This is a genomic window from Paenibacillus sp. NPDC058898, assembly GCF_049316025.1.
Classification (GTDB): Bacteria; Bacillota; Bacilli; order Paenibacillales; family Paenibacillaceae; genus Paenibacillus_AQ.
Genome location: NZ_JBMOSM010000017.1, coordinates 12774 through 34107, shown reverse-complemented (window position 1 = coordinate 34107; position 21334 = coordinate 12774). Strand labels below are relative to the sequence as shown.

Here is a 21334-nt window from a genome sequence, read left to right as displayed (position 1 = left end):
ATAGTATGATAATGTTGAGAAAAGATGGAATATGTGGAAAGGTGAGAGACAATGAACGAATTGCAGAAAGAAGCCTTGGAAGAGATGAAAACGGCCATTCATAAATGGTTTGACGAACAGGAGAATCGAACGAACGTAGAGGAAGTGGTCTTACGCACCACGCTGCAAGTAGGGATCTTTGACTTTGTCATGCTGGATTATCGGCCGGGGAGGACTGGGGTTGACAGTTCGAAATCTATGGGGAGCGCCGCTGGCAAAAAGTCGATGAAAGTTTCGCCCTTTACACGGGAGCAGATATTGCATGAGGTTCAGCCCCTGCTGGTGGAAATCGTACGGGAGAGGTTAGACAAGGTGGAAACGTCGCCGTTGATCAATTACCAGTTTACCTTTCAAGGAACCTTCGCGACGACAGACGGGCTTGTGGAATTAACGGTGCTGGAAAAGGTATATGAAGCGAAAAAGCGTCAGCTTCTGGAGCGAATTCAGTCCTATATCGAGAAAAAACTGGAGAAGGGCTCTTACCCGACAAAGCCGCTGGAAACCTTCTTTTTGGCGCGTCATTTGCTGGATCCGTATTTGTTCCCCGAACCGGAAGCTGCAAAGACGATCGCTTTATTTGACCGGATTCAGGAGTTGAATAAAGAACGGGTTGAGGCTCTCGCGGAGCATCGAAGAGATATTATTAGGGCTTTGACGGACTGGGCCGAGGATGTATTCCTGCCACGTTACTATGACGTCACCCGTTCCGAATACAGGACCAACGAATATGTGCTCAAGCCGGATGCGGTTCTTGAGAATAAGGATGAACCGAATCAACCTATTGACCTTCTGTTATACGGCGCCGTAATGATTATTCGTTATGAGCCGAACTACAGCAAATCTAGGGGGCAGACTTTCCTGGAGCTGGCGGAGCAGCTTGGCAGTGGCAAAGCCTCACGTATGTTGAAGGAGGGCAGCGACAGCTTCTCGCACGATGAAGTGAATATGCGCCATGAGTTGGTTGAATGCAAGGCTAACGATGTTTTTTCCCTCTTCACCATCACGATTCGCAAGGAAGAAGCCGGGGCGTATGAGCGGGCGATTTCGTTTATTCTCTCCCTGCTTCGAAAGGGCTTCCCAAAAAGCTACAAAATCAAGTTAAAATCCAGTGTAAGAGAGTATTTGCCCATCAAGGGGCTAGCCAAATCAGACACGCACCGTTTGTTTGCGAATGCGCTGGCTTATTCCGAGCTGCATCCGTTATTGGAGGAATATGCTCGTGAGGCGATGGTAGAATTTGAATGGTATGAAGATACGGAGGACGAAAAAAGCGTCATGCCGGGCAGTTATGCTGTGTTCGGGCTGGGGCTTTCGTCCGAGCGTTATTTTCCGCTTGTTGAAGCTTACATGGACCTTGTGGATGATGAGCATCAGCTGGTGCATGACAAGTTCACAGCCGTTTTTGCCGAAACCTATGGCATAACGGAACGCTCGATTCCTACCTTGATCGTCTGCCTGCTGCGATCCCACGATTCGCTAAAGCTGAAGATTCAGTCGGAGCTGGAAAGCGAAGACAAGCTGTTGCTATTAATGCAGCAAATAGAGACTCTGTCGGATGATGAGGCTGAGCGGGTACTGTACCCGATCTGGGGCAAGTTGGAGAAGCTGGCTGCATTGGCTCGCAAGGCGCAGGAACCGCGCAAGGAGCTATTGCTTCGCCTGCTAGAGGCAGCGGGCATAGACTGATGCTTAAAAGAAAGTGGGAGAAGAACATGTACATAAGTAAATGGTGGGGAGATTTAATTGGCGGTTCCGATGATTCGCTGGCATTAATAGACTATTTGGAACAATTGGACTCAACGGATGTGACGCTCAATCAGATTTTAGAGGACTTGGGTTTCGATGTTCTGCTTTCTGAGGGGGACTTGGTAAACGGCGGAAGTATTGGGTTTGATATGAAAAATGCTAATGGCACGTTTCGAGCAGAACTTGATATTGCCTGCTCAGCTCTAATGGATCTTTCAGCCATCGTGTTGGAATCTCATAAATCAGGCTATGTCGATTTGCATGATTTGGATGAGGCTAGGCAGCCGTGCAAGCTTTATATAGATGCCTCCGAAGAAAAGAGGAACCTGCTTCGGGACGAATTGTACAAATTTTCCCGTAATCCGCTGGCTTACGAATTAGCCGAGCTTGTTCCGGCCGATGATATGAGAGAGCTTGCGGAAAAGGCAAAAATGATCGCGGATGAGCTGGTATAAAGTGCATACGTTTGTGATAAAGATCCTTTGAACATGGTTATGGGTCATTACAAATAAAGATGGTTGGCGTTTAAGTGCCGTGGTGAATTTTTCGCCGATAGCCCCGTTAAGCTGAACCTTTCATAAGTAGTGCGAAATATAAGATTTGGTGCCATCTACCGTTGAACTGGACATCAGCGCGATGGAAATCGAAGATACGCGCTTCGTGGAAGACCTAATCCTACCGCCTGAAATGACGGTCATCTCTGGGGATAACGAGCTTCTCGTATCCGTGTCGAAGCCTTAATGATATAAATGCTATTCCATCAGCCAGACATCATATATATTAGGCAGTTTATACGAAATGAGTCTGGTAATTATACTGGGCTCATTTTTATTTATGTTCGTAAGTGATTTATATTGGTCGATTAAGCTCTTCGATTTCGCGTTATAGATGATACGGTGGAACCTTACCACAATTATTTCGGTGGCCTTCTGTGCATATTATGTAAACTTGATTATAGCCACTGGATCGGGTTTTAAAAGGTAAGTAGCTTTGTAGTAGTGTCCATGAGATTGGACTAATAGCTTGTGTTTATAATTAGGACGTAAAAAATATACTGGGAGAGCGTCACGATTTCGCTTGCACCTTACGTAACGTAATGTTTTACAATAGAGCTACCGGTACATAGCTAGCGCCAAAGAGTGGAGATGGTTCATGAAGAGATATTGGAAGGTCGGTGATCTTGCCAAGCTGACGGGGCTTACCGTACGAACCTTGCGGTTTTATGATCAAATCGGGTTGTTCTCTCCGTCAGGACAAACGGAATCCGGCCACAGGCTTTACAATGAATTGGACTTGTCACGATTACACCAGATATTATCGCTTAAGGAGCTGGGGTTATCTCTCGTGGAGATTAAGTCGGCCTTAACTGGCGGGCAGATCAGTCCGCTTGAGATCGTGGGCCTGCAGATAAATCAAATCCAAGAACAGATCAAGCAGCAACAGAAACTATTGGAGCAGCTCAGACATGTATCCAAGCTTATGCAGGGCAAATCTGAATTAACGGTTGAAGATTTCACGAGCCTTCTGCAAGCGATGAAGAACGGATTTGAGAAACCGGTCATTGAGCGGCAAACCAGTTGGGGGCGACATTTGGACCTTTTGGGAGACTTTCTTGCCGAGGAGAGCGGAAATCCGGAACATAAGGAGGAAAATCAATGAACGAACGATTCGTCAAGCATGGAACCTTTGTCGTGGAGCGGACTTATGCCGCTTCGCCGGAGAGGGTTTATCACGCATGGGCTGATCCGATTGCCAAAGCCAAGTGGTTTTCGAAGCCAGACATCTTTGATTTCCGGGTTGGAGGGCGCGAGTACAGCAGCGGCGGGCCGCCCGAAGGGCCGATCTTTACCTTCGACGCCAGCTACCAGGAGCTTGTTCCAGAGCAGCGCATTGTCTATACGTACACACTGGATTCGGGCGGCGTACGCTTCTCCGTGTCGATCACAACGGTCGAGCTTATCAAGGTGGAGGGCGGTACGAATTTGATTTTCACAGAGCAAGGTGCATTCTTTGACGGACATGATACGCCAGAAATACGAGAACACGGTACAAACATCATGTTGGACACACTGGGCAAGGTAGTAGAAGGGGAGGTAGGAACATGACTATAGGTGAGAATGAACTTATTGCTTCGCGCGAGTACGATGTCCCGCGGGAGCTTGTATTTCAGGCATGGACGACCCCTGGTTTATTGGCAAAGTGGTGGGGGCCGCAAGGCTTCACGAATACGTTTCACGAATGCGATATGAGGCCGGGAGGTACGTGGAAGTTCACCATGCACGGACCGGATGGCGTGGATTATCCTAACCATAACGTCTTTGTTGAGATTGTGCCGACGGAGCGGGTCGTGATTAATCATCTAAACGTTCATGAATTTCGGGTAACGGCTACCTTCGAGGGCTTCGATGGCCGCACCAGGGTCACCTTCCGTCAACTTTTCAAGAAAAAAGAAGAGTTTGAACAAGCTAAGCCCATCTGTATAGAAGCTAATGAACAGCAGCTTGACCGACTTGGCAAGGTGCTGGCGGAATTGGCCGATAGCCCTGTTAAACTGAAATAGACCAAAAAGCCTTAACCCTTATTGTAGGGCTAAGGCTTTGGTTATTCATTACGCTAGTCTCATCTTAAAATCCTGATAGCCGAACTCGCGAACGATGCGGCAGTTGCCGTCTTTCTCCTGCACGGCGATGGCCGGCAGCGGCATGCCGTTGAAGGTGTTGGTTTTGACCATGGAGTAGATCGCCATATCTTCAAACACTAATCTGTCACCGTTCTTAAGGGGCTGATCGAAGGAATAGTCTCCGATGACATCACCCGTCAGGCAGGTCGGACCACCAAGCCGATAGGTGTATGGTTTCTCCCCGGCTTCGCCCGAATCGACGAGTGGCGGACGATAAGGCATTTCCAGAACATCGGGCATATGGCAAGTAGCGGACGTGTCCACGATCGCGATTTCAATGCCGTTTCGATGGATATCCAGCACGGAGGTGACCATATAGCCCGCATTGAGTGCGATGGCTTCTCCGGGTTCGAGGTAGACTTCTAAACCGTATTTCTCCTGCATCCTCTTAATGCAAGCTTCGAGTCTCGGGATATCATAGTCGTCTCTCGTGATATGGTGACCGCCACCGAAATTGATCCATTCCATCTGCGGCAGCCATTGCCCGAACTTGTCTTCGACCGCATTCAGCGTGGTCTCCAAATCATCCGAGTTCTGTTGGCACAGGGTATGGAAGTGCAGTCCTGAAACGCCTTCGAGCAGTTCCGGCCGGAAATCCTCTCGTTTCACGCCAAATCTGGACCCCGGCGAACAGGGGTCATAGATTTCATGTCCCTCTTGCGTCGAACATTCCGGATTGATGCGAAGGCCTACTTTTCTACCCGCAGCAAGAGCTTTCGTTTTATACTTTTCCAACTGGGAGAAGGAATTGAAGACAATATGGTCGCAAATGGAAATAATTTCGTCGATTTCATCTTCACGATAGGCAGGCGAAAAGACGTGATTTTCTTTGCCCATTTCCTCGTGACCCAGCCGCGCTTCGAATAAACCGCTCGCAGTCGTGCCGCTTAAGTATTGTCCGATGAGGGGATACATGGCGGTCATGGAAAAAGCTTTTTGCGCCAGCACAATCTTGGCTCCCGTACGCTGCATAACGCCGTTCAAAATGTTCAGGTTTTTTTCGATGAGCGCTTCATCGACGACAAAACAGGGTGTCGGTAATTCCTCGAATCGCATATTAGCGAACGAGCTCCGGCTGTTTCGCTTCTTCAGGCAATGCGTCAACAAGCACCGGGTTGAAGTCTTCTACCCATGGAAGTCCCCATTTGTTCAGCTCTTCCATGAATGGATCCGGATCGAACTCTTCGATATTGAATACGCCCGGTTTATTCCATTTGCCCGTCATGACCATCGCCGCGCCAATCATGGCAGGCACGCCAGTTGTATAGGAGATGGCTTGGGAGCCCACTTCTTTGTAGCACTCTTGATGGTCGCAAACATTGTAGACGTAGTACGTCTTGTCTTGGCCGTCTTTTTTTCCTTTAAAGATACAGCCGATGTTCGTCTTGCCCACTGTCCGAGGTCCCAGGGAAGCCGGGTCCGGGAGTACGGCTTTCAGGAATTGAAGCGGAATGATTTGTTTTCCTTCGTATTCGATCGGTTCGATGGAAGTCATTCCTACGTTCTCAAGCGCCTTTAAGTGCATGAGATAGCTTTGACCGAAAGTCATGAAGAAACGGATGCGTTTCAGTCCAGGCATGTTTTGCGCAAGGGATTCAAGCTCTTCATGGTAGAGCAGATACATATCCTTTTGGCCGACTTCAGCGAAGTTATATTCACGCTTAATTTCCATCGGCTTCGTTTCGATCCATTTTCCGTTTTCCCAGTAGCGTCCGTTAGCGGACACTTCACGGATGTTGATTTCAGGGTTGAAGTTCGTAGCGAAAGGATAGCCGTGATCCCCGCCGTTGCAATCCAGAATGTCGATATATTCGATTTCGTCAAAATAGTGTTTCAGCGCATAAGCGGAGAATACGCCGGTTACGCCTGGATCGAATCCGCTGCCCAAAAGAGCTGTGATTCCTGCTTTTTCAAAGCGTTCGCGGTAATCCCATTGCCATTTGTATTCGAATTTCGCCGTATCTTCCGGCTCATAGTTTGCCGTATCCATATAGTGGGTTTTGGTAGCCAGGCAAGCATCCATGATCGTCAAATCTTGGTAAGGCAAAGCCAGGTTCATGACGATATCCGGTTTGACTTCGTTAATCAGAGCGATCAGCTCATCTACGTTGTTTGCATCGACCTGTGCGGTCGTAATTTTGGTTTTGCCACCCTCCAATTTTGCTTTCAGCTCATCGCATTTGGATTTCGTACGGCTGGCGATACAGATTTCTTCGAAAACCTCGCTGTTTTGAACGCATTTATGAATGGCTACAGATGCTACGCCGCCGGCGCCAATGATTAGTGCTTTTCCCATTCTTCGATCTCCTATCTCAAATGAATTTTTTTAATGTAAAACGGCAACAAAAAAGCAAGCGAAACACGCACCATGCGCATCACACTTGCTTTGATATAGTCAAATAATAAGATAGTCCCAATAAGCATGACCTGACAAACCTCTTGCGTTGCTCGTCAGTCAGCCAGAAAACTCACCGTTTTATGGAAAGGCACTTAATATTCGAATATATCATGTTAGGATCAGAGTCTATATAGCAAATAATTACTTTTACCACTCTTATTGACCGTTTCACAAGTTGTGTGCATATGCACTGGTTGTAAAGTAACCAACTTATAAAATTTGAGCTTTTAACTCAATCAATAAGGCAACGAAAGTTGCCAATCGGCATTTGACCCGGCTGTCCGTATGGCCTTAACTTCTTAAATGGAAGTGGTCAAAGATTATCTGCATGGAAAGATCCTAAATAAATATTGAATATTCGCTTTCCAAAAATCACGCTATTTCATAATATCAGGATAAGGATTATTGAACAAGGAAAATTTTAAAACAAACGCATTTTTTGCGGCGTTGAAAACAAAATGAGGCATCGTATTCAAGGCATTCAACACGAATAGAGCCTGCCGGACGTGCTGGATTAGAGCTCACCATAGGTGGCAATTGATCTCCTGGTAGAAGGATAATGTATTAGTTGGATTGATGCATTTTATTGGAAAGATGGTTAGTGATTCGGCGGTGATCGGACTCTCACTTCCTTGCGAAGGTGAGAGGCTCGTCGCTTGCGTGGTTCTGCGGGACGGCGGTAGCTTGGACCTGGCACAGCTGCAGGCGTTTTGCGAACCGAGTCTTGCAAGATACAAATGGCCAACTCAACTGTTCATCCTAGATTCGTTGCCTCGAACGGTCGTGGATAAGGTGGACAAAAAGCAGCTACGCAAGCAATTATCCAATCTGATTCCGAAGGGCTAAGCTAAAGGAATAGTTAAATAAACGTGACTAAAAGAAAGGGCCATCCCGTAAAGGATGGCCTTAAAACATGTACATTTAATATAAATAAAATGAACATAAAAATAAGTGAAAAAGTAACTGTCGATAAGGGCGAAATGTATGAATAAAAATGAAAAAAAACCTCCGAACCTGGAGAGTTCTTTTCATTGAGTACCGATCCACTTATCCACTTCATGAATAACATCAAAAACGCAGTCATGTCGGCGGGGCTTCACAAGACGCTGAAGACCCTGTTTTTGTCCTTTCCGCCAGCTTAGTAATCGACTCAATGTCTTGATCCGTTAATTGATCAAGGAAATGTTTGCGTATTGCCATGGAGACTATGGGACGGGCATCATCCAATGCTGATTTTCCAGCGGAAGTGATGACGACTTGAACACCCCGATCAGTGTCTAATGGTTTCCGCATCACAAGTCTGCGTTTTTCCATCCGCGTCAGATGATGTGATAATCGACTCTTATCCCAGCCCATCGAGTCGGCCAATTCCTGTTGGCGAAGGCTACCGTTCCCCAAAAGGTCTAACCGATCCAATACCCCATAATCACCCTCTGATAGTCCTGTGTGCTCCGACATCTCTTTTATTACGCGACCGAAGATGCTCTGAAAGGAGCCTTTCCACATATGCCATATTTGCATTTCCTCTTTGTTTAGTTCGTTCTTATCCATAGGAACATAATAGCATGGTTGACGCGTCAACCACAATGTGTTATCGTTGATTTAGGTTGATACATCAACCTAAGGCTATATGCAAAGGTCGCACATCGAAGTAAAAAGGGAGAGTGTTACTAGCCGCCCGTGCGCCTCGTGCTCCTCGAAGCGAACGGTCCGATGGGCAAGTTGTCGAACGAGGGCGGCCCGCTCCCTGGTGATTTATCTCGAACGTGTTATCGAAGAGTACCCGTATTTCAGGAACCTGCTTGACCGCTTCCTCCCAGAAACGGTTGGGCTCATCTTTTTCCAAGAAAGGAACATTTATTATGAAAATCAACGTTAGTGCGCCTACTCCAGTTATCTCGGTGAAGCCGGTAGTGCTACCAGCCCCGGGCCGTGGTGAGGATCTGCAAGTACGAGTGTCTGCGCCCGCGATTGGGAGTGAATTGCCTATTATTGTTTTCTCGCACGGCTATGGCTGGTCGTTGGACGGCTACGGTCCGTTGGCCGACTTCTGGGCTGCTCACGGCTTCGTCGTCATTCAACCCACCCATCTCGACTCGAGGACACTGAACCTTCCTCCTGATGATCCCCGTACACCACGGATCTGGCGTTTCCGAGTTGAGGACATGAAGCGCATCCTCGACCAGCTTGATCTTATTGAGGCTTCCGTTTCCGGCCTCAGCGGGCGCCTCGACCGAAGCCGCATCGCCGCAGCCGGGCACTCCTGGGGAGGCCAGACGGTGAGCATGCTGCTAGGGGCACGAGTCCTCGATGCGCATGGCAGACCGGGAGAGGACATGTCCGACTCGCGGATTAAGGCGGGCGTGTTGCTGGCCACGACTGGCCGGGGCGGAGCTGACTTGTCTCCGTTCGCAGCCGAGCACTTCCCCTTCATGAACCCGAGCTTCGCGGACATGAGCACGCCGACCCTCGTGGTAGCGGGGGACCATGACCAGTCTCAACTGTCCACTCGGGGGCCCGACTGGTTCACCGACCCGTACTTTCTGAGCCCGGGCAGCAAGAGCCTGCTCACCCTCTTCGGGGCAGAGCACTCGCTCGGCGGGATCCCCGGCTACAGCGTCGCGGAGACGACGGACGAGAGCCCTGAACGAGTAGCCCTGATCCAGCGGCTCACGCTGGCCTACCTTCGCAACGCGCTCGACCTCGACGATTCCAGTTGGCCGGCAGCTCGTGCGGCTCTGGAAGAGAGCGCCATCCCGTTGGGGCGTATTGAGTCCAAGTAAGGGTCTGACGGGCGGTAACGACCCGACAGCCACGACAGTGCATACTCGAGGCGGCAACACGTAATGCTCGTTGATGTAGGGGGAATGTCGGATACTTTGCGATAGATCGGGCTCTTGCTGCTGAAATCCATTAGAGCGATGGGGGTAGTAAATGGGCTGAAGCCAACGCATTAAGTTAAACTGCAAGCGAATTTAACATGTTGGCATAAGGAAGCTGTTACCAGATAGGTTAGCTCAATATTTCAATGAAAATAACGAAGGAGCTGCCGCGGCAGTTCCTCTCGCAATTTTAGCCGATAGTGCCGTTAAGATGAATCGTACCACAAGTAGCGGCAGGTTTTTTCAGAAGATCCCTCAGCAGGCTTGAAAAGTATAATTGTCAGACAATCGTACAAATAGCGATGATGATCTATATAAATAGTTGATGTAGGATTAAATATTGTAGGACGGATTCTATATATTCATGCGAAACTAAATAGCCAGTCGCTGATAGAATATCACCGACTGGCTATTTAAAACTAAACTGGAATCACTTCATAGGCTAACTTCATGATGACATCTTTATGCTGTGGGTATTTAGCAAAGAGCTCGTCCTGTGTAAATAACTCAAAGTCCCGAAACTCAAAGCCAGGTGAAACCATGCACCCTACTAATGAGAAGGTATCTTGATCCTTAACAGATGAACCAAAGATACAATTTTTTGGGACTAACACTTGCGGGACTTCTCCTTTATCCAAGTTTATTCCTAATTTAAACTCCTTATATTCTCCATTCTCATCAATAACATGTACTGTTAATGGACCTCCCGCGTGATAATACCATAGTTCATCGGATTTCAAACGATGGAAATGGGAGAGGTCATTTGAGCCTAATAAAAAGTAGATGCTTGTATAAAGCAGTCTTGTTCCCTCAAAGGAAACGGACAATTCTTGATCTGAAGTTTTTTCCTCGGATTCAAACGTTCTTTTGTAATATCCGCCCTCTGGATGGGGTTCAAGCCCAAGCTTGGATATATAATACTCTGCATCATGATTACTCATACATGTATACCTCCGGTTATGTGTGTACTATGCTGCAATGAAATTACTAAGCAGTAACCAGCCATGAAGTTGTACCGTAAGTGATGGTTAACTCCTTCATCATTGATTTAAGCATAATCTCATTATTACTTATGATTCATCAATATTTCAATTAATAAAAGCAACCCATCCTTGGGTGAGAATGAAGGCGACACGGGGAAAAAGGCGTTGGCGCAGCGAGGAGGGCTTATGTGCATGCTGCATTCGCACAAGCAGGCAGTCCGCCCCTAGCGTACAATGAACCATAACCAGTGAGCGAGGTGAACTTCCATGGAACAATCCAAAGAGGTGCTCGCACGGGTCAAGCGGCTGCAGGGTCGGCCGGTATGTATCACCCTGCACAGCGGACAGACCTACGTCGGCTACATTACCGACGCCAACAGCAGTGGCTTGACGCTGGCCAGCACCGGAGCTCAGCCGCGCACCTCATCCGGGAAGCAAGGCTCCCGGCCTAAGCAGCGCAGAGCGGGCTCCCATGCTTCGGGCAGCCGTTCCGGGAGCCGGCGAAGCGGCGCACGCAAGCCTTCCGTCCGTTCCCGCTCCCGCAAGCCCGACGCCCAGATATCGGCCTTTCTGCCGATGATAGGCTCGCTGTTCGGGGGATTAGGCGGCATCGGTGGGCTTGGCGGCGCTGCTGCGGGATCGCTCGGCGGTGCGTTAGGCGGCGGCATGCGCCTGTTCGGCATGATCCAAAGATTTGTCCCGGTCGTGAGGATGGGATACGGCATGATCAAGTCCATACGCCCGTTTCTCGGCGCCGTTCAAGGCTTGATGAAGCCACCCGGAGCTGCTGCGGCAGAAGGCGAATCACCGTAACCGAAGAAGAAAGGAACAGCCCTTTTGGAAGACCCAAGGGGGCTATTCGTGATCGGCGGCGAGCTGCTCTTAACGCCCTTATTTTTCAGCCGATCCTTTCCTTATCCAGCCGCTGAGCACGCCTCATTATTTCTTGCTCCACATCGTTACATTAAGGTGAAAGAAGGCCCCAACCAGTTTAGGTTGGGGTCTTCTTAATCTTATTATTATACGAGGTATTAGCGCTAACCTGTTCACGATATTTTGTCGGGGTTATACCAGTTGCCCGCTTGAACATACTGCAAAATTGTGCATCGTTGACAAACCCAGAGTCTAGGGCAATTTCAGAGATCAGTGCTTTCCGATTTTTTAGAAGACATGTTTTTGCATATTCTATTCTATTTGTATAAAGGTACTGCAAAGGGGCTATCCCATATTTCTCTTTGAATAAATGGCGGAAGCGGTCATAGCTATAACCAGCCATATTGGCTAATGACTCCACTGTGATTTTTTGGCGGAAATGCTCGTCCATATATCTGAGTATATAGTGCAGTCGATCTTCCATCGGTTTTTGACTCTTCTTACTTCCGATTAATCGTTCAAGATGAATGGCTAATTCCTCAACAAGTAAATCGAGCATCTTTGAGAAAAGATCTTGCTGCTGGAGAAATTCATGTTTCATGCGTAGAATATGCTGATAAATGATTTGGTTTTTATGATCCTCAAATATTCCGTTTAATCCTTCAATACTCTTATTATCACAAAAAAATCCTATATACAAAACGTCTGCTTCCGTATCTTGCCTTTCATCATGCTCAACATGTGGCGATATGAGTGCAAATGTATTCGGTTTGAAGGAATGAGTAGTTGAACCTATTGTTGTTTCCCCAGTACCAAAATAATAGACGAGTTCGTAGCATTGATGAATGTGAAGCGGTATATATTGGTCTTGATTCCTTTTTGAAAAAAACAAGAAATCTAAATGGTTCATCCGTAACACCCCATTCCTACTTAGCCGAATCGTATAATAATACGACCGAATAAAGATAAACTATTGAACTAGTAATTGTTATAATCATAACATCTTAATACCCAAATCGTAAATTGAAATAGAAACATTCAGTTTGGTTTTGAAAGCGGATCCAATATGTGGTTTCTTATTTAAAACTTATCTAAAAACTGAAGGGGGCGGATCTATGATTGATCTACTAAAGACATGGATGTAGAAATTACTGCAAAGTATACAATGAGCTAACCATGAACAGATTATTAAAGAAAATTTAAAAGAAACGAGGAATTTTAATGAAACGAGGAGTTAAGTATGATTTTTCGTTGCTAGCGATTTTATTAATTCCAGTAGGAGTTGCAATTAATGTTGTAGGCTATCAATTATCTACCATTCTAAAATTACCTCTTTTTCTGGATCAGATTGGTACTACTTTAGTTGCAATCATAGCCGGTCCTTGGGTTGGGCTTGTTACTGGAGGATTAAGTAATTTGGTTAGTGGCATGTTAAATCCGGTTGCCATTCCATTTGCAACTGTGTCCATGGTAATAGGTTTAGTAACGGGATATTTATCCAGATGGGGATTTTTAACAAATATTTTCGGTGTCATTGTTGCTATTTTTATACATGTTATTTCATCTTCATTTGTTGGAACGCTTACTTCCATTTTTGTATTTGGTGGTGTTACTGGTTCAGGTCTCGATCTTCTCACGGGTGCCATAATCGCTTCGGGACAAACCGTTTTTTATTCTGTATTTTCATCTTCTATTATAAGTGGAATCCTTACATCAAGTGTTACCGTTGGAGTTAGTTTGTTGACTGTAAAGAAAATTCCACAAAGATATTTGTCGAAAATGAATTATGGATACCCATATTTCAAAAAGAGATTATCGTAAATGATTGGGGGAGTGTAATAGATGAATACTATGAATAGGTTTATTTTAGATCTGTACCCTACCACAAAAATGTTAGCTGTTTTCTTTGTTATTATTTCAGCATTAATGTTGCCAGGTTATATATACCAGTATTCTATATTACCAATAATTATAATCATCGCTTTACTTGCTGGGAGATTCAAGTTATTTATAAGTGTATTTTGCAAAACAATCATCGTTATCGTACTGTTTATTTTCATTTTCCAAGTGTTTTTAATACCTGGGGAAACGGTTTTATATGAGTGGCGTTTCTTGTCTATTAGTAAAGAAGGCATTATGAATAGCTTACTGCTTACCTCTAAACTTATAGCCATAAGTGCATCCCTCATTTTGTTTTTTCAAATTACACAGATCAAGGATTTCATGTACTCTCTTGAAAAAATGGGCGTATCGAAAAAAGTAAGTTTTGTAATACTATCGACTTTACAGATAATTCCACAAATGAAGGCTCTGTCTAATACGATTGCCGATGCACAGCGATCAAGAGGAATTGAGACTGAAGGAAAGTTCTTAGTTCGTGTAAAGGCGTTTGTTCCCTTAATTGGCCCCCTTATTCTTTCATCAATACAAGGAACCGAGGAAAGGGTACTAACATTAGAATCAAGAGCTTTTTCCTCTAAAGTAAAAAAGACACATGTGTATCATATTGAAAAAACACCAAAAGATATGATCGTCAGAATAGCTATTATGCTGTTGTTTATTATTTTAATCATGAGGAGATTTTTATTATGAACGTAGTAGAGATTAGGAATCTATCATATAAATATCCCATTGAAAACAAGGAAGTTTTACGTGATATAAGTTTGAATATTCAAAAGGGCAAGCTTTACGCACTAATTGGACATAATGGTGCTGGAAAAACAACCTTATGCAATACGATTCGTGGATTTATACCACATTTTTATCAAGGACATCTTCGTGGTGATGTCATTCTTGAGGGCAAAGATATTCGCGAATGGACACTTAGTGAATTATCACAAAAAGTGGGATATGTGTTTCAAAATCCATTTACTCAAATTAGTGGCACAAAAGATACAGTATACGAAGAAATTGCCTACGGTTTGGAAAACCTTGGGTTACCAACAAAGGAAATTCACACAAAAGTTGATGAGGTGTTATCTTTATTTCATATTGAGGGACTAGTAGATAAAAACCCATTTGAACTGTCAGGAGGACAAAAACAAAGGGTTGCCCTTGCGTCCATTATTGTCATGGAACCTGAAATTCTTGTAATTGATGAACCAACATCACAATTAGACCCGCAAGGTACAGAGGAAGTTTTTAAAATTATTGAGATCATGAAGAAAAAGGGAAAAACAATTATTTTAGTAGAACATAAGATAGATTTATTAGCAGAATATGCGGATGTGGTTGTTTTGTTAAAGGATGGGGAGATTGTTATGCAAGGAGAGACCCATGAAATTTTCACGGATGAACGTGTTCTCTCTCATAAAGGAGCTCTGCCACAATATGCTCTATTGGGAATTGAGATGGAAAAGCAAGGACTCTCTATAGATCAAATTCCATATACAAGAAAAAATGCAATTTCAACATTTCGCGAATGGAATCAGTTAAGGGAGGATAAAAAATGAATGGTGTTAGGTTAGAAAATATAACTTATAGATATCCTAATGGGCACACCGCTGTGGAAAATATCTCCATGTCTTTCAAACAAGGAGAGGCAGTAGCTATTGTCGGGCAGAACGGGGCGGGAAAAACGACAACGGTAAAGCTAATTAATGGTTTGTTGCGACCAACAGAGGGAGAGATATATGTAGGAGATTGGAATACAAAAGATTACACTACAGCACAACTTTCTAAAAGGGTAGGATATGTGTTTCAAAATCCAGACGATCAAATTTTTCATAGTGATGTATACAGTGAAATAGAGTTTGGACCCAAAAATTTAAAATTACCTGCAAAAGTTGTGAAAGAAAACACTCAAAAAGCAATAGAACTAACCGGCCTAGAGCCCTTTTTGAAGGAACACCCATATAATTTGGCTTACTCGATGAGAAAGTTTGTTACGATTGCATCGATTATTTCAATGAATCCTGATGTTGTTATTCTTGACGAACCAACAGCTGGACAAGATTTACCATCATTGAAGAGACTATCGTCGATTATTTCGACTTTGCAAAAAGAAAATAAGATTATTATAACCATTACTCATGATATGGAGTTTGTAGTGGATAATTTTCAACGGGTAATCGTTATGGCAAATAAGAAAAAAATTGAGGATTCTGACAAAAGGGATATATTCTGGGATTTTGATGTTCTAGAAAGAAGTAGTTTAAAGCAACCAGCTATAAGTTCTTTAAGCCATGATCTGGGCATGAATGGGAGAATACTAAATATTAAGGAAATGGTTCAGCAAATGCAAAGTATTTGAATTCCTTATATTGGATAAATGATTATAATGTAGAATGGCTTTTTGTAAATTGAAAGGGGAATTTCTTCATGACTTTAAATCGAGTTATTATTGATACAGATATAGGAAGCGATATCGATGATGCCATGGCTTTGGCATTGGCAATGAGATCACCGGAGATCATCTTGGAGGGTGTTACTACTGTGTACGGTGATGTTGATCTTCGGGCAAAGATGGTAAAGAAAATGCTTCAATTTGGAAATAGAGAAGAGGTACATGTCTACGCAGGTATTAACAATCCGTTGCTGAATAATCGTGAAATTTGGATGGCCGGACATGAGGGAGAAGGTCTATTTACGGAGGAAGATGCTCTAGAATATGATAGTCAACATGCGGTTGATTTTATCATTGAAACCGTTATGAATAATCCCGGTGAGATTACCTTAGTACCGATTGGTCCCTTAACGAATATAGCAGCTAGCATCATTCGTGAACCCAGAATAGCTGAAAATGTAAAGGAAATTGTGTTGATGGGTGGGGTCACACGTTTTGGAGAAAGTGGACCTGAAATGAGACTTGTAGAGCATAATATTGTTTGCGACCCTGAAGCGGCATCTGTTGTGTTTAGAAGCAATGCTCCTATTGTGATGGTTGGCTTGGATGTTACATTAAAAGTGATCATCACAGAAGAAGAAAGAAGAAAACTTCATGACACAGGTAATTTACTTAATATAGCTTTGTCTACTATGATGAAAAGGTGGTTCGAATATAATAACGAACAGCATACGTACATGCACGATCCACTGACAGTTGCCCTACTAATTGATAGAAGTCTAGTAAAAACAAGGAGAATGAAGGTTCATGTAGAGTATGACAATAGACCACAAACAGGACAAACATTGGCCATGCTTGCAGATGATGGAAATGTAGAGGTGTGCTTAGATGTTGATCAGGAAAGATTTATACAGTTATTAATGGAGCGATTAGTTGTAGAAAGGCTAGAGAACAATGGTAAATAAGAAAACAGGAATTTTTACGGTAATAAATTTAAAGTTTATTCCAATACATGGATTATAGGAGAATTTGTAACGTCTATTCTGAATGGGAATCTAAAAGGGCGTTGTTAGGAATGGAGTGGGGTATATTGAAGCCAATTATATTTGACGTTGATACCGGTATTGATGATGCATTGGCCATGGCTTACGCATTAAATTCTCCAGAGTTAGAGATACTTGGTTTCACAACGTGTTTTGGGAATGTGCCAGTTGAAGAGGCAGCTCGCAATACTTTAGCAGTTGTAGAGAAATTGGGTAAACATGTACCTGTATTTCTGGGAGCAGAAAAACCATTAACACGTGGTATGAAAGAACGCTATCCGAAGCATATCCATGGTGAAGATGGATTGGGTAACACATTAGACGAGGACCCGATGAGAACGGTTGAAGCTGAATCTGCAACCGATTTTATCATCGATCAGGTGAAAAAGCTTCCAAATGAGATTACGATTATTGCGGTTGGGCCACTCACGAATTTGGCTCTCGCTGTAAATAAGTTCCCTGAAATTGTTTCTCTTGTAAAAGAGGTTGTGATAATGGGGGGTGCTGTTTATGTACCCGGTAATGTGACTCCATATGGTGAAGCGAATATAGTAAGCGATCCGGAGGCAGCAGATTGTGTGTTCCAATCAGGATTACCTGTAACTCTTGTCGGACTTGATGTAACGCTTGAAACGTTACTGCCAAAAGAAAAACTTGCTGACTGGCGTGCGTCAGGCAAGGAAGTTGCCCCATTTTTTGCTGATATGACTGAATTTTACATGAGTGCATATGCATCATCATATCCTGATATTGGTGGTTGTGCGCTTCATGATCCGCTTGCTGTAGGAGTTGCCATTGATTCTAGTTTTGTAAAGACAGAAAAATTGAATGTTAGGGTTGCTACAGAAGGAAAAGAAACGGGTAGAACCATAGGTAAGCATAGTGGCGAGCCAAAAATTCAAGTCTGTACGCAAGTACAATCAGATCGATTTTTAATGCATTTTCTAGAACGTATTTTATAAATTATGGTATCAGTAGGGAATTCCCACTATATTGAAGTGTTGCTTACAAAGCTAACGGGATACAATTCGCGGCTATGATAACGGCAACTTCTATGGCGACCAGCAAATTACAAGAGAACAAGGAGCAAAAATCGATGAGGCCTATGCGCATGCGCATAGGCCTCTTACATAGATTCTTCAAACCACTTGTTCGGCATAGCTTATTGGGCGTAGATTGAATGTGAATTTCTCCATTTCGTCACGCGAAGTCCAGGCATTTCTTTATTATCCCATCCTCGTCTTCGCATCTCTTGGTGGAGCAACCCCCGCTATTTCGGAATAGTCCATATCATTTATTTGCTCTTTTATTTTTCTCTAACTCAGCACTTAATTTAGCATTCTCTCTCAACAAACTTGCATTCTCTTCCAGTAACTTTTGTACGTCCGGGACATCCTTGCCGGAAACCCAGCCATACAAATCGTCTCTGCCTTCATACTCTGGCAATTTATCATGAATAACCATCTGAATGTGCCGGACATCATCAACATGAAATGTAGGTACTTCTTCAAACACGGATTGTTTAAACTCTTGGAGCTTCTGATAGTATTCCCCTACGACAAAGTCATATGGCTTTTGTCTTAATGCTTCATCTGTGACAACAAACGCAAATCTGGGTTTACCAACTTCTCCGGCATAATCATATTCCCAATGAGTATAACTCTTTGATTCATCATCAGGAAGCGTTAAACCATAGAATCCTCCGAGAATTAGGATATATACATCAGATTCATCGATCCATCTCTTTTTAATTCTCATTTGAGTTTCCTTGAAGAATTGCTCTATTCCAGCAGGAATGTGGCCAGCTTTAAGTACAGCTTCTACAGCGGCATGTCTTTCCTCAGCTAAATCAGAAAAAGTAGATGATATGTAGACTTGTAGTTTTTTTCTCATAGGTCACCTTTATTAAATGAAATTAATATAAACCGTACCATCGGCTCACATTATTTGTCAATATTTGCTGAGTAGCTCAGTTGTAACGGCTCTAGACCTAACGATTTGGCTTGACCTTAACATGGTGTGATGATATGAAACATTGGAGTCTATAGGGGGGGACATCCGCTATGGATGTCCCTAACATGACGTAGATATGACGTCGACTTAAAAACGACTGATCGCAACAAATACAGTTAACGCAAAGAAGACAATGTTCACGCTGATTTCTCTATATTCTTTACGTGAAACATGGTATAGGGCGCCGAAAAGAACGACTGCGGCAAGTCCGGTTGCAGCAATTGGCGTCAATACAGGTGCAATATTCAATGCTTGGGGCAGAATGATTCCAAGTGCCCCGAACAATTCTGCTAGCCCGATAAAGACGACCAACTCTTTTGAAACATCTTTTACCCAAACCCAAGACTCTTTGGCTTTTTCATATTGAAATGCCTTCAACCACCCTGAGTAGACAAAACCTAGTGCTGCAAGCCCTTGAATGATCCATATTGCGATATTCATGAATGGCGCCAACCTCCTGACTACTTTATCAACATCCTCTAAAGGTATAATAGACTTTGGTATTCGATTTAAGGAAGTAGGCACTTTATCTAAACATAGTAAACAAAAAGTTACCTAACCAGGCAAAGGGAAATGGGGAATTTCAATGAAAGAGTATTGTAAATTTGAATCAGCCTTGGATATCTTAGTGGGAAAATGGAAATCAGTCATTCTGCTTCAGCTTATTTCGAACGGCACCATGAGATTCAGCGAGCTTCAAAAAGCAATACCAGATATAAACAAAAAGATGCTTACTCAACAATTAAGAGAACTTGAGTATAACGATATCGTACATCGTGAGGTTTATAACCAAATCCCTCCGAAAGTAGAATACTCGATTTCGGATTACGGCAAAGGTTTAAGTACGGTGTTACAGGCATTGAATGATTGGGGTGCGGCCCATATTGGGCACATGAATGCGCTATACGGAGTAGATCGTTCAGGGAATGAATCTGGGACCTTATCATAAGTGACGGCGAAAAATAATGTTGTGGAAAGTTGGAGAGTGTTGCAGAGGGATGTGGAGTCGTTCAAGGTCATTTCCAAAATTCAGGTGAAAAGTAGGTAGACTCTGGACAAACGATCTCTATAATGGAAATAAGAGACGTACATCGAGATGTCCGAGCATCTTTCCAAGATGAACGTAGATGATGGAATTTTTGAAGCTATGGGAGAAGCAGGGAATAAGCCTTATTTTGTGAACCTTGGACGAGAAGTGAATACGGACTCCAAGAAGAGCGGCTTCATGATCTCAGAAATCGATTTGAGAAATTTGAATTTCATTTTGAAAACACAAGAACTGTATAGGTATGGCTTTCCACTTTAGATGGAAATTATACAGAGTGGTAGCGAACCAGGAATGGCAGAAGACGTCTGGGATAATATGAAGCGAGGGGAAAAGGTGCTTTGAAAGCGAATCGGATGGAAGCATTCAGCGATGGCGTGCTGGCCATTATTATTACGATCATGGTGCTGGAATTCAAAGTACCGGAAGGCCATGACTGGTATGCGCTAATCGAACTTGGGCCGAAAATTGTTAGTTATATTTTCAGTTTCGTATATGTCGGCATCTATTGGAACAATCATCATCATCTGCTGCATATGGTTCGAACGATGAACGGGCGGTTGATGTGGCTCAACTTGCTGCTCTTATTTTGGCTATCCCTTGTGCCGTTCACGACAGCTTGGATGGGGGAAAGCCATTTTGCACCCACTCCAACGGCGCTGTACGGGATAATTTTATTACTAGCGGCGTTCTCGTACTGGCTGCTTCAGCGCATGATTATGAACCAGCATTCCGGCGATTCCTCATTCGTCGGAGAGATAGGTAAAGATTGGAAGGGGAAACTGTCTCCTTTACTCTACTTGACTGCGGCCTTGACCGCTTATGTGAGTGTTTGGATATCCGGCTTCTTTTTCGTACTTGTTGCCGTAATCTGGTTCATGCCGGATAAGCGAATCGAGCACGCCTTGAGAAGCCACTAACGACTATGGTTTGCTTAGGGTGATCGTTGTGAGTGATTTGATGAAGATGGTAGGGGAAGGCATTCGGCACTTCCGAAAACTACGTGGATTAAGCCAGGAGGAACTTGCAAGTAAGGCTGAGGTGCACGAAACGTATATTGGTAAGCTGGAGCGTTCCGAAAAAGTATGTTCCGTTGTGGTATTGGATAAAATTACGAATCAACCTTTCGATGGTGGAGTTTTTTAATTATATCCAGCCTGTGAGCGGAGAGGCCAGCGAGTCTACACTCGCAGAAATTGTGAACAGGCTCCGAAGCAGAAGTGAAAGTGAGCAAAAGAGGATATTGAAAGTCATCGACGCTATACTGGACGATCAGTTGAATTGATAGGGAGAAACATTAGACCACCGAAATTTGGGTTACAGCTTTGAGGCATAAGCCTCTATTTT

Annotated in this window: 26 protein-coding genes; 19 read left to right on the top strand and 7 right to left on the bottom strand. The window is 44.1% G+C overall.

The genetic code is table 11. The annotated features are described in order from the left end of the window. The first annotated feature begins 51 nt into the window (after positions 1-51). The 6 genes from ACOZB4_RS29595 (at position 52) to ACOZB4_RS29570 (ending at position 4345) form a co-directional block, all read left to right on the top strand. Positions 52-1725 carry a DUF6138 family protein gene (locus ACOZB4_RS29595; protein WP_379411721.1) on the top strand — a complete coding sequence of 558 codons (1674 nt, stop codon included), beginning with the start codon at positions 52-54 and terminating at the stop codon, positions 1723-1725. Positions 1726-1751: 26 nt separating this feature from the next. Further along, positions 1752-2240: an imm68 putative immunity domain-containing protein gene (locus tag ACOZB4_RS29590; RefSeq protein ID WP_379411719.1), complete on the top strand. Its 489-nt coding sequence runs from the start codon at positions 1752-1754 to the stop codon at positions 2238-2240. Positions 2241-2388: 148 nt separating this feature from the next. After that, on the top strand, positions 2389-2526 hold the full coding sequence (locus tag ACOZB4_RS29585; protein ID WP_379411716.1) for a hypothetical protein: 138 nt from the start codon (positions 2389-2391) through the stop codon (positions 2524-2526). A 411-nt stretch (positions 2527-2937) separates the two neighbouring features. Continuing rightward, positions 2938-3444 (top strand): MerR family transcriptional regulator, encoded by a 507-nt coding sequence (locus ACOZB4_RS29580; protein ID WP_379411713.1) that lies wholly within the window; start codon positions 2938-2940, stop codon positions 3442-3444. Further along, positions 3441-3890: an SRPBCC family protein gene (locus tag ACOZB4_RS29575; RefSeq protein ID WP_379411711.1), complete on the top strand. Its 450-nt coding sequence runs from the start codon at positions 3441-3443 to the stop codon at positions 3888-3890. The genes ACOZB4_RS29580 and ACOZB4_RS29575 overlap by 4 nt, the downstream gene beginning before the upstream one ends. Further along, positions 3887-4345: an SRPBCC family protein gene (locus ACOZB4_RS29570; RefSeq protein WP_379411709.1), complete on the top strand. Its 459-nt coding sequence runs from the start codon at positions 3887-3889 to the stop codon at positions 4343-4345. Before ACOZB4_RS29575 ends, ACOZB4_RS29570 begins: the two co-directional genes overlap by 4 nt. A 48-nt stretch (positions 4346-4393) precedes the next feature. Here ACOZB4_RS29570 and nspC read toward each other — a convergent pair whose 3' ends face one another. Continuing rightward, on the bottom strand, positions 4394-5521 hold the full coding sequence (gene nspC / locus ACOZB4_RS29565; protein WP_379411706.1) for a carboxynorspermidine decarboxylase: 1128 nt from the start codon (positions 5519-5521) through the stop codon (positions 4394-4396). Position 5522: 1 nt separating this feature from the next. Continuing rightward, complete coding sequence (locus tag ACOZB4_RS29560; RefSeq protein ID WP_076323649.1) at positions 5523-6761, bottom strand: saccharopine dehydrogenase family protein; 1239 nt, start codon at positions 6759-6761, stop codon at positions 5523-5525. A 696-nt stretch (positions 6762-7457) separates the two neighbouring features. Between ACOZB4_RS29560 and ACOZB4_RS29555 the strand changes: the two genes are divergently transcribed. Continuing rightward, on the top strand, positions 7458-7709 hold the full coding sequence (locus ACOZB4_RS29555) for an AMP-binding enzyme (RefSeq protein ID WP_379411702.1): 252 nt from the start codon (positions 7458-7460) through the stop codon (positions 7707-7709). A gap of 234 nt (positions 7710-7943) precedes the next feature. Here ACOZB4_RS29555 and ACOZB4_RS29550 read toward each other — a convergent pair whose 3' ends face one another. Continuing rightward, on the bottom strand, positions 7944-8414 hold the full coding sequence (locus tag ACOZB4_RS29550) for a MarR family winged helix-turn-helix transcriptional regulator (RefSeq protein ID WP_379411700.1): 471 nt from the start codon (positions 8412-8414) through the stop codon (positions 7944-7946). 311 nt (positions 8415-8725) lie between these two features. On the opposite strand from ACOZB4_RS29550, the gene ACOZB4_RS29545 reads away from it, so the two are divergent. Then, positions 8726-9646, top strand: a complete 921-nt coding sequence (locus ACOZB4_RS29545) for an alpha/beta hydrolase family protein (protein WP_379411697.1) — start codon at positions 8726-8728, stop codon at positions 9644-9646. A gap of 518 nt (positions 9647-10164) precedes the next feature. On the opposite strand, the gene ACOZB4_RS29540 is transcribed toward ACOZB4_RS29545, so the two are convergent. Beyond that, positions 10165-10686, bottom strand: a complete 522-nt coding sequence (locus ACOZB4_RS29540; protein ID WP_339269018.1) for a cupin domain-containing protein — start codon at positions 10684-10686, stop codon at positions 10165-10167. 309 nt (positions 10687-10995) lie between these two features. Between ACOZB4_RS29540 and ACOZB4_RS29535 the strand changes: the two genes are divergently transcribed. Further along, the gene (locus ACOZB4_RS29535; RefSeq protein WP_379411691.1) at positions 10996-11541 is read left to right on the top strand and encodes a hypothetical protein; all 546 of its coding nucleotides are present in this window, start codon (positions 10996-10998) and stop codon (positions 11539-11541) included. Between the two features lie 178 nt (positions 11542-11719). Here the strand turns inward: ACOZB4_RS29535 and ACOZB4_RS29530 are convergent, their stop codons facing one another. After that, positions 11720-12511 (bottom strand): helix-turn-helix domain-containing protein, encoded by a 792-nt coding sequence (locus tag ACOZB4_RS29530; protein WP_379411688.1) that lies wholly within the window; start codon positions 12509-12511, stop codon positions 11720-11722. 311 nt (positions 12512-12822) lie between these two features. Between ACOZB4_RS29530 and ACOZB4_RS29525 the strand changes: the two genes are divergently transcribed. From ACOZB4_RS29525 to ACOZB4_RS29495, 7 genes are all read left to right on the top strand, one after another. Then, complete coding sequence (locus ACOZB4_RS29525) at positions 12823-13422, top strand: ECF transporter S component (RefSeq protein ID WP_213647569.1); 600 nt, start codon at positions 12823-12825, stop codon at positions 13420-13422. A 21-nt stretch (positions 13423-13443) separates the two neighbouring features. Then, positions 13444-14193: an energy-coupling factor transporter transmembrane component T gene (locus tag ACOZB4_RS29520; RefSeq protein WP_379411683.1), complete on the top strand. Its 750-nt coding sequence runs from the start codon at positions 13444-13446 to the stop codon at positions 14191-14193. Continuing rightward, positions 14190-15053, top strand: a complete 864-nt coding sequence (locus tag ACOZB4_RS29515) for an energy-coupling factor ABC transporter ATP-binding protein (protein WP_379411681.1) — start codon at positions 14190-14192, stop codon at positions 15051-15053. Before ACOZB4_RS29520 ends, ACOZB4_RS29515 begins: the two co-directional genes overlap by 4 nt. After that, positions 15050-15853: an energy-coupling factor ABC transporter ATP-binding protein gene (locus tag ACOZB4_RS29510; RefSeq protein WP_379411679.1), complete on the top strand. Its 804-nt coding sequence runs from the start codon at positions 15050-15052 to the stop codon at positions 15851-15853. Before ACOZB4_RS29515 ends, ACOZB4_RS29510 begins: the two co-directional genes overlap by 4 nt. A 68-nt stretch (positions 15854-15921) precedes the next feature. Next, positions 15922-16851 carry a nucleoside hydrolase gene (locus tag ACOZB4_RS29505; RefSeq protein ID WP_379411676.1) on the top strand — a complete coding sequence of 310 codons (930 nt, stop codon included), beginning with the start codon at positions 15922-15924 and terminating at the stop codon, positions 16849-16851. Between the two features lie 125 nt (positions 16852-16976). Continuing rightward, the gene (locus ACOZB4_RS29500) at positions 16977-17891 is read left to right on the top strand and encodes a nucleoside hydrolase (protein WP_379411672.1); all 915 of its coding nucleotides are present in this window, start codon (positions 16977-16979) and stop codon (positions 17889-17891) included. A gap of 64 nt (positions 17892-17955) precedes the next feature. After that, positions 17956-18063, top strand: a complete 108-nt coding sequence (locus ACOZB4_RS29495; protein WP_379412123.1) for an S-layer homology domain-containing protein — start codon at positions 17956-17958, stop codon at positions 18061-18063. Between the two features lie 156 nt (positions 18064-18219). Here ACOZB4_RS29495 and ACOZB4_RS29490 read toward each other — a convergent pair whose 3' ends face one another. After that, on the bottom strand, positions 18220-18822 hold the full coding sequence (locus ACOZB4_RS29490) for a DUF4062 domain-containing protein (protein ID WP_379411669.1): 603 nt from the start codon (positions 18820-18822) through the stop codon (positions 18220-18222). A 207-nt stretch (positions 18823-19029) separates the two neighbouring features. Next, positions 19030-19383 (bottom strand): DoxX family protein, encoded by a 354-nt coding sequence (locus ACOZB4_RS29485; protein WP_379411667.1) that lies wholly within the window; start codon positions 19381-19383, stop codon positions 19030-19032. Between the two features lie 145 nt (positions 19384-19528). On the opposite strand from ACOZB4_RS29485, the gene ACOZB4_RS29480 reads away from it, so the two are divergent. The 3 genes from ACOZB4_RS29480 to ACOZB4_RS29470 all read left to right on the top strand — a co-directional run bounded on the left by ACOZB4_RS29480 (position 19529) and on the right by ACOZB4_RS29470 (position 21133). After that, entirely contained in the window at positions 19529-19891 is a 363-nt protein-coding gene (locus tag ACOZB4_RS29480; RefSeq protein WP_379411664.1) for a winged helix-turn-helix transcriptional regulator, read from the top strand. 437 nt (positions 19892-20328) lie between these two features. Continuing rightward, positions 20329-20907, top strand: coding sequence for a TMEM175 family protein (locus ACOZB4_RS29475; RefSeq protein ID WP_379411660.1), 579 nt, complete (start codon positions 20329-20331; stop codon positions 20905-20907). 28 nt (positions 20908-20935) lie between these two features. Further along, positions 20936-21133 carry a helix-turn-helix domain-containing protein gene (locus ACOZB4_RS29470; protein WP_379411656.1) on the top strand — a complete coding sequence of 66 codons (198 nt, stop codon included), beginning with the start codon at positions 20936-20938 and terminating at the stop codon, positions 21131-21133. Positions 21134-21334: the final 201 nt, after the last annotated feature.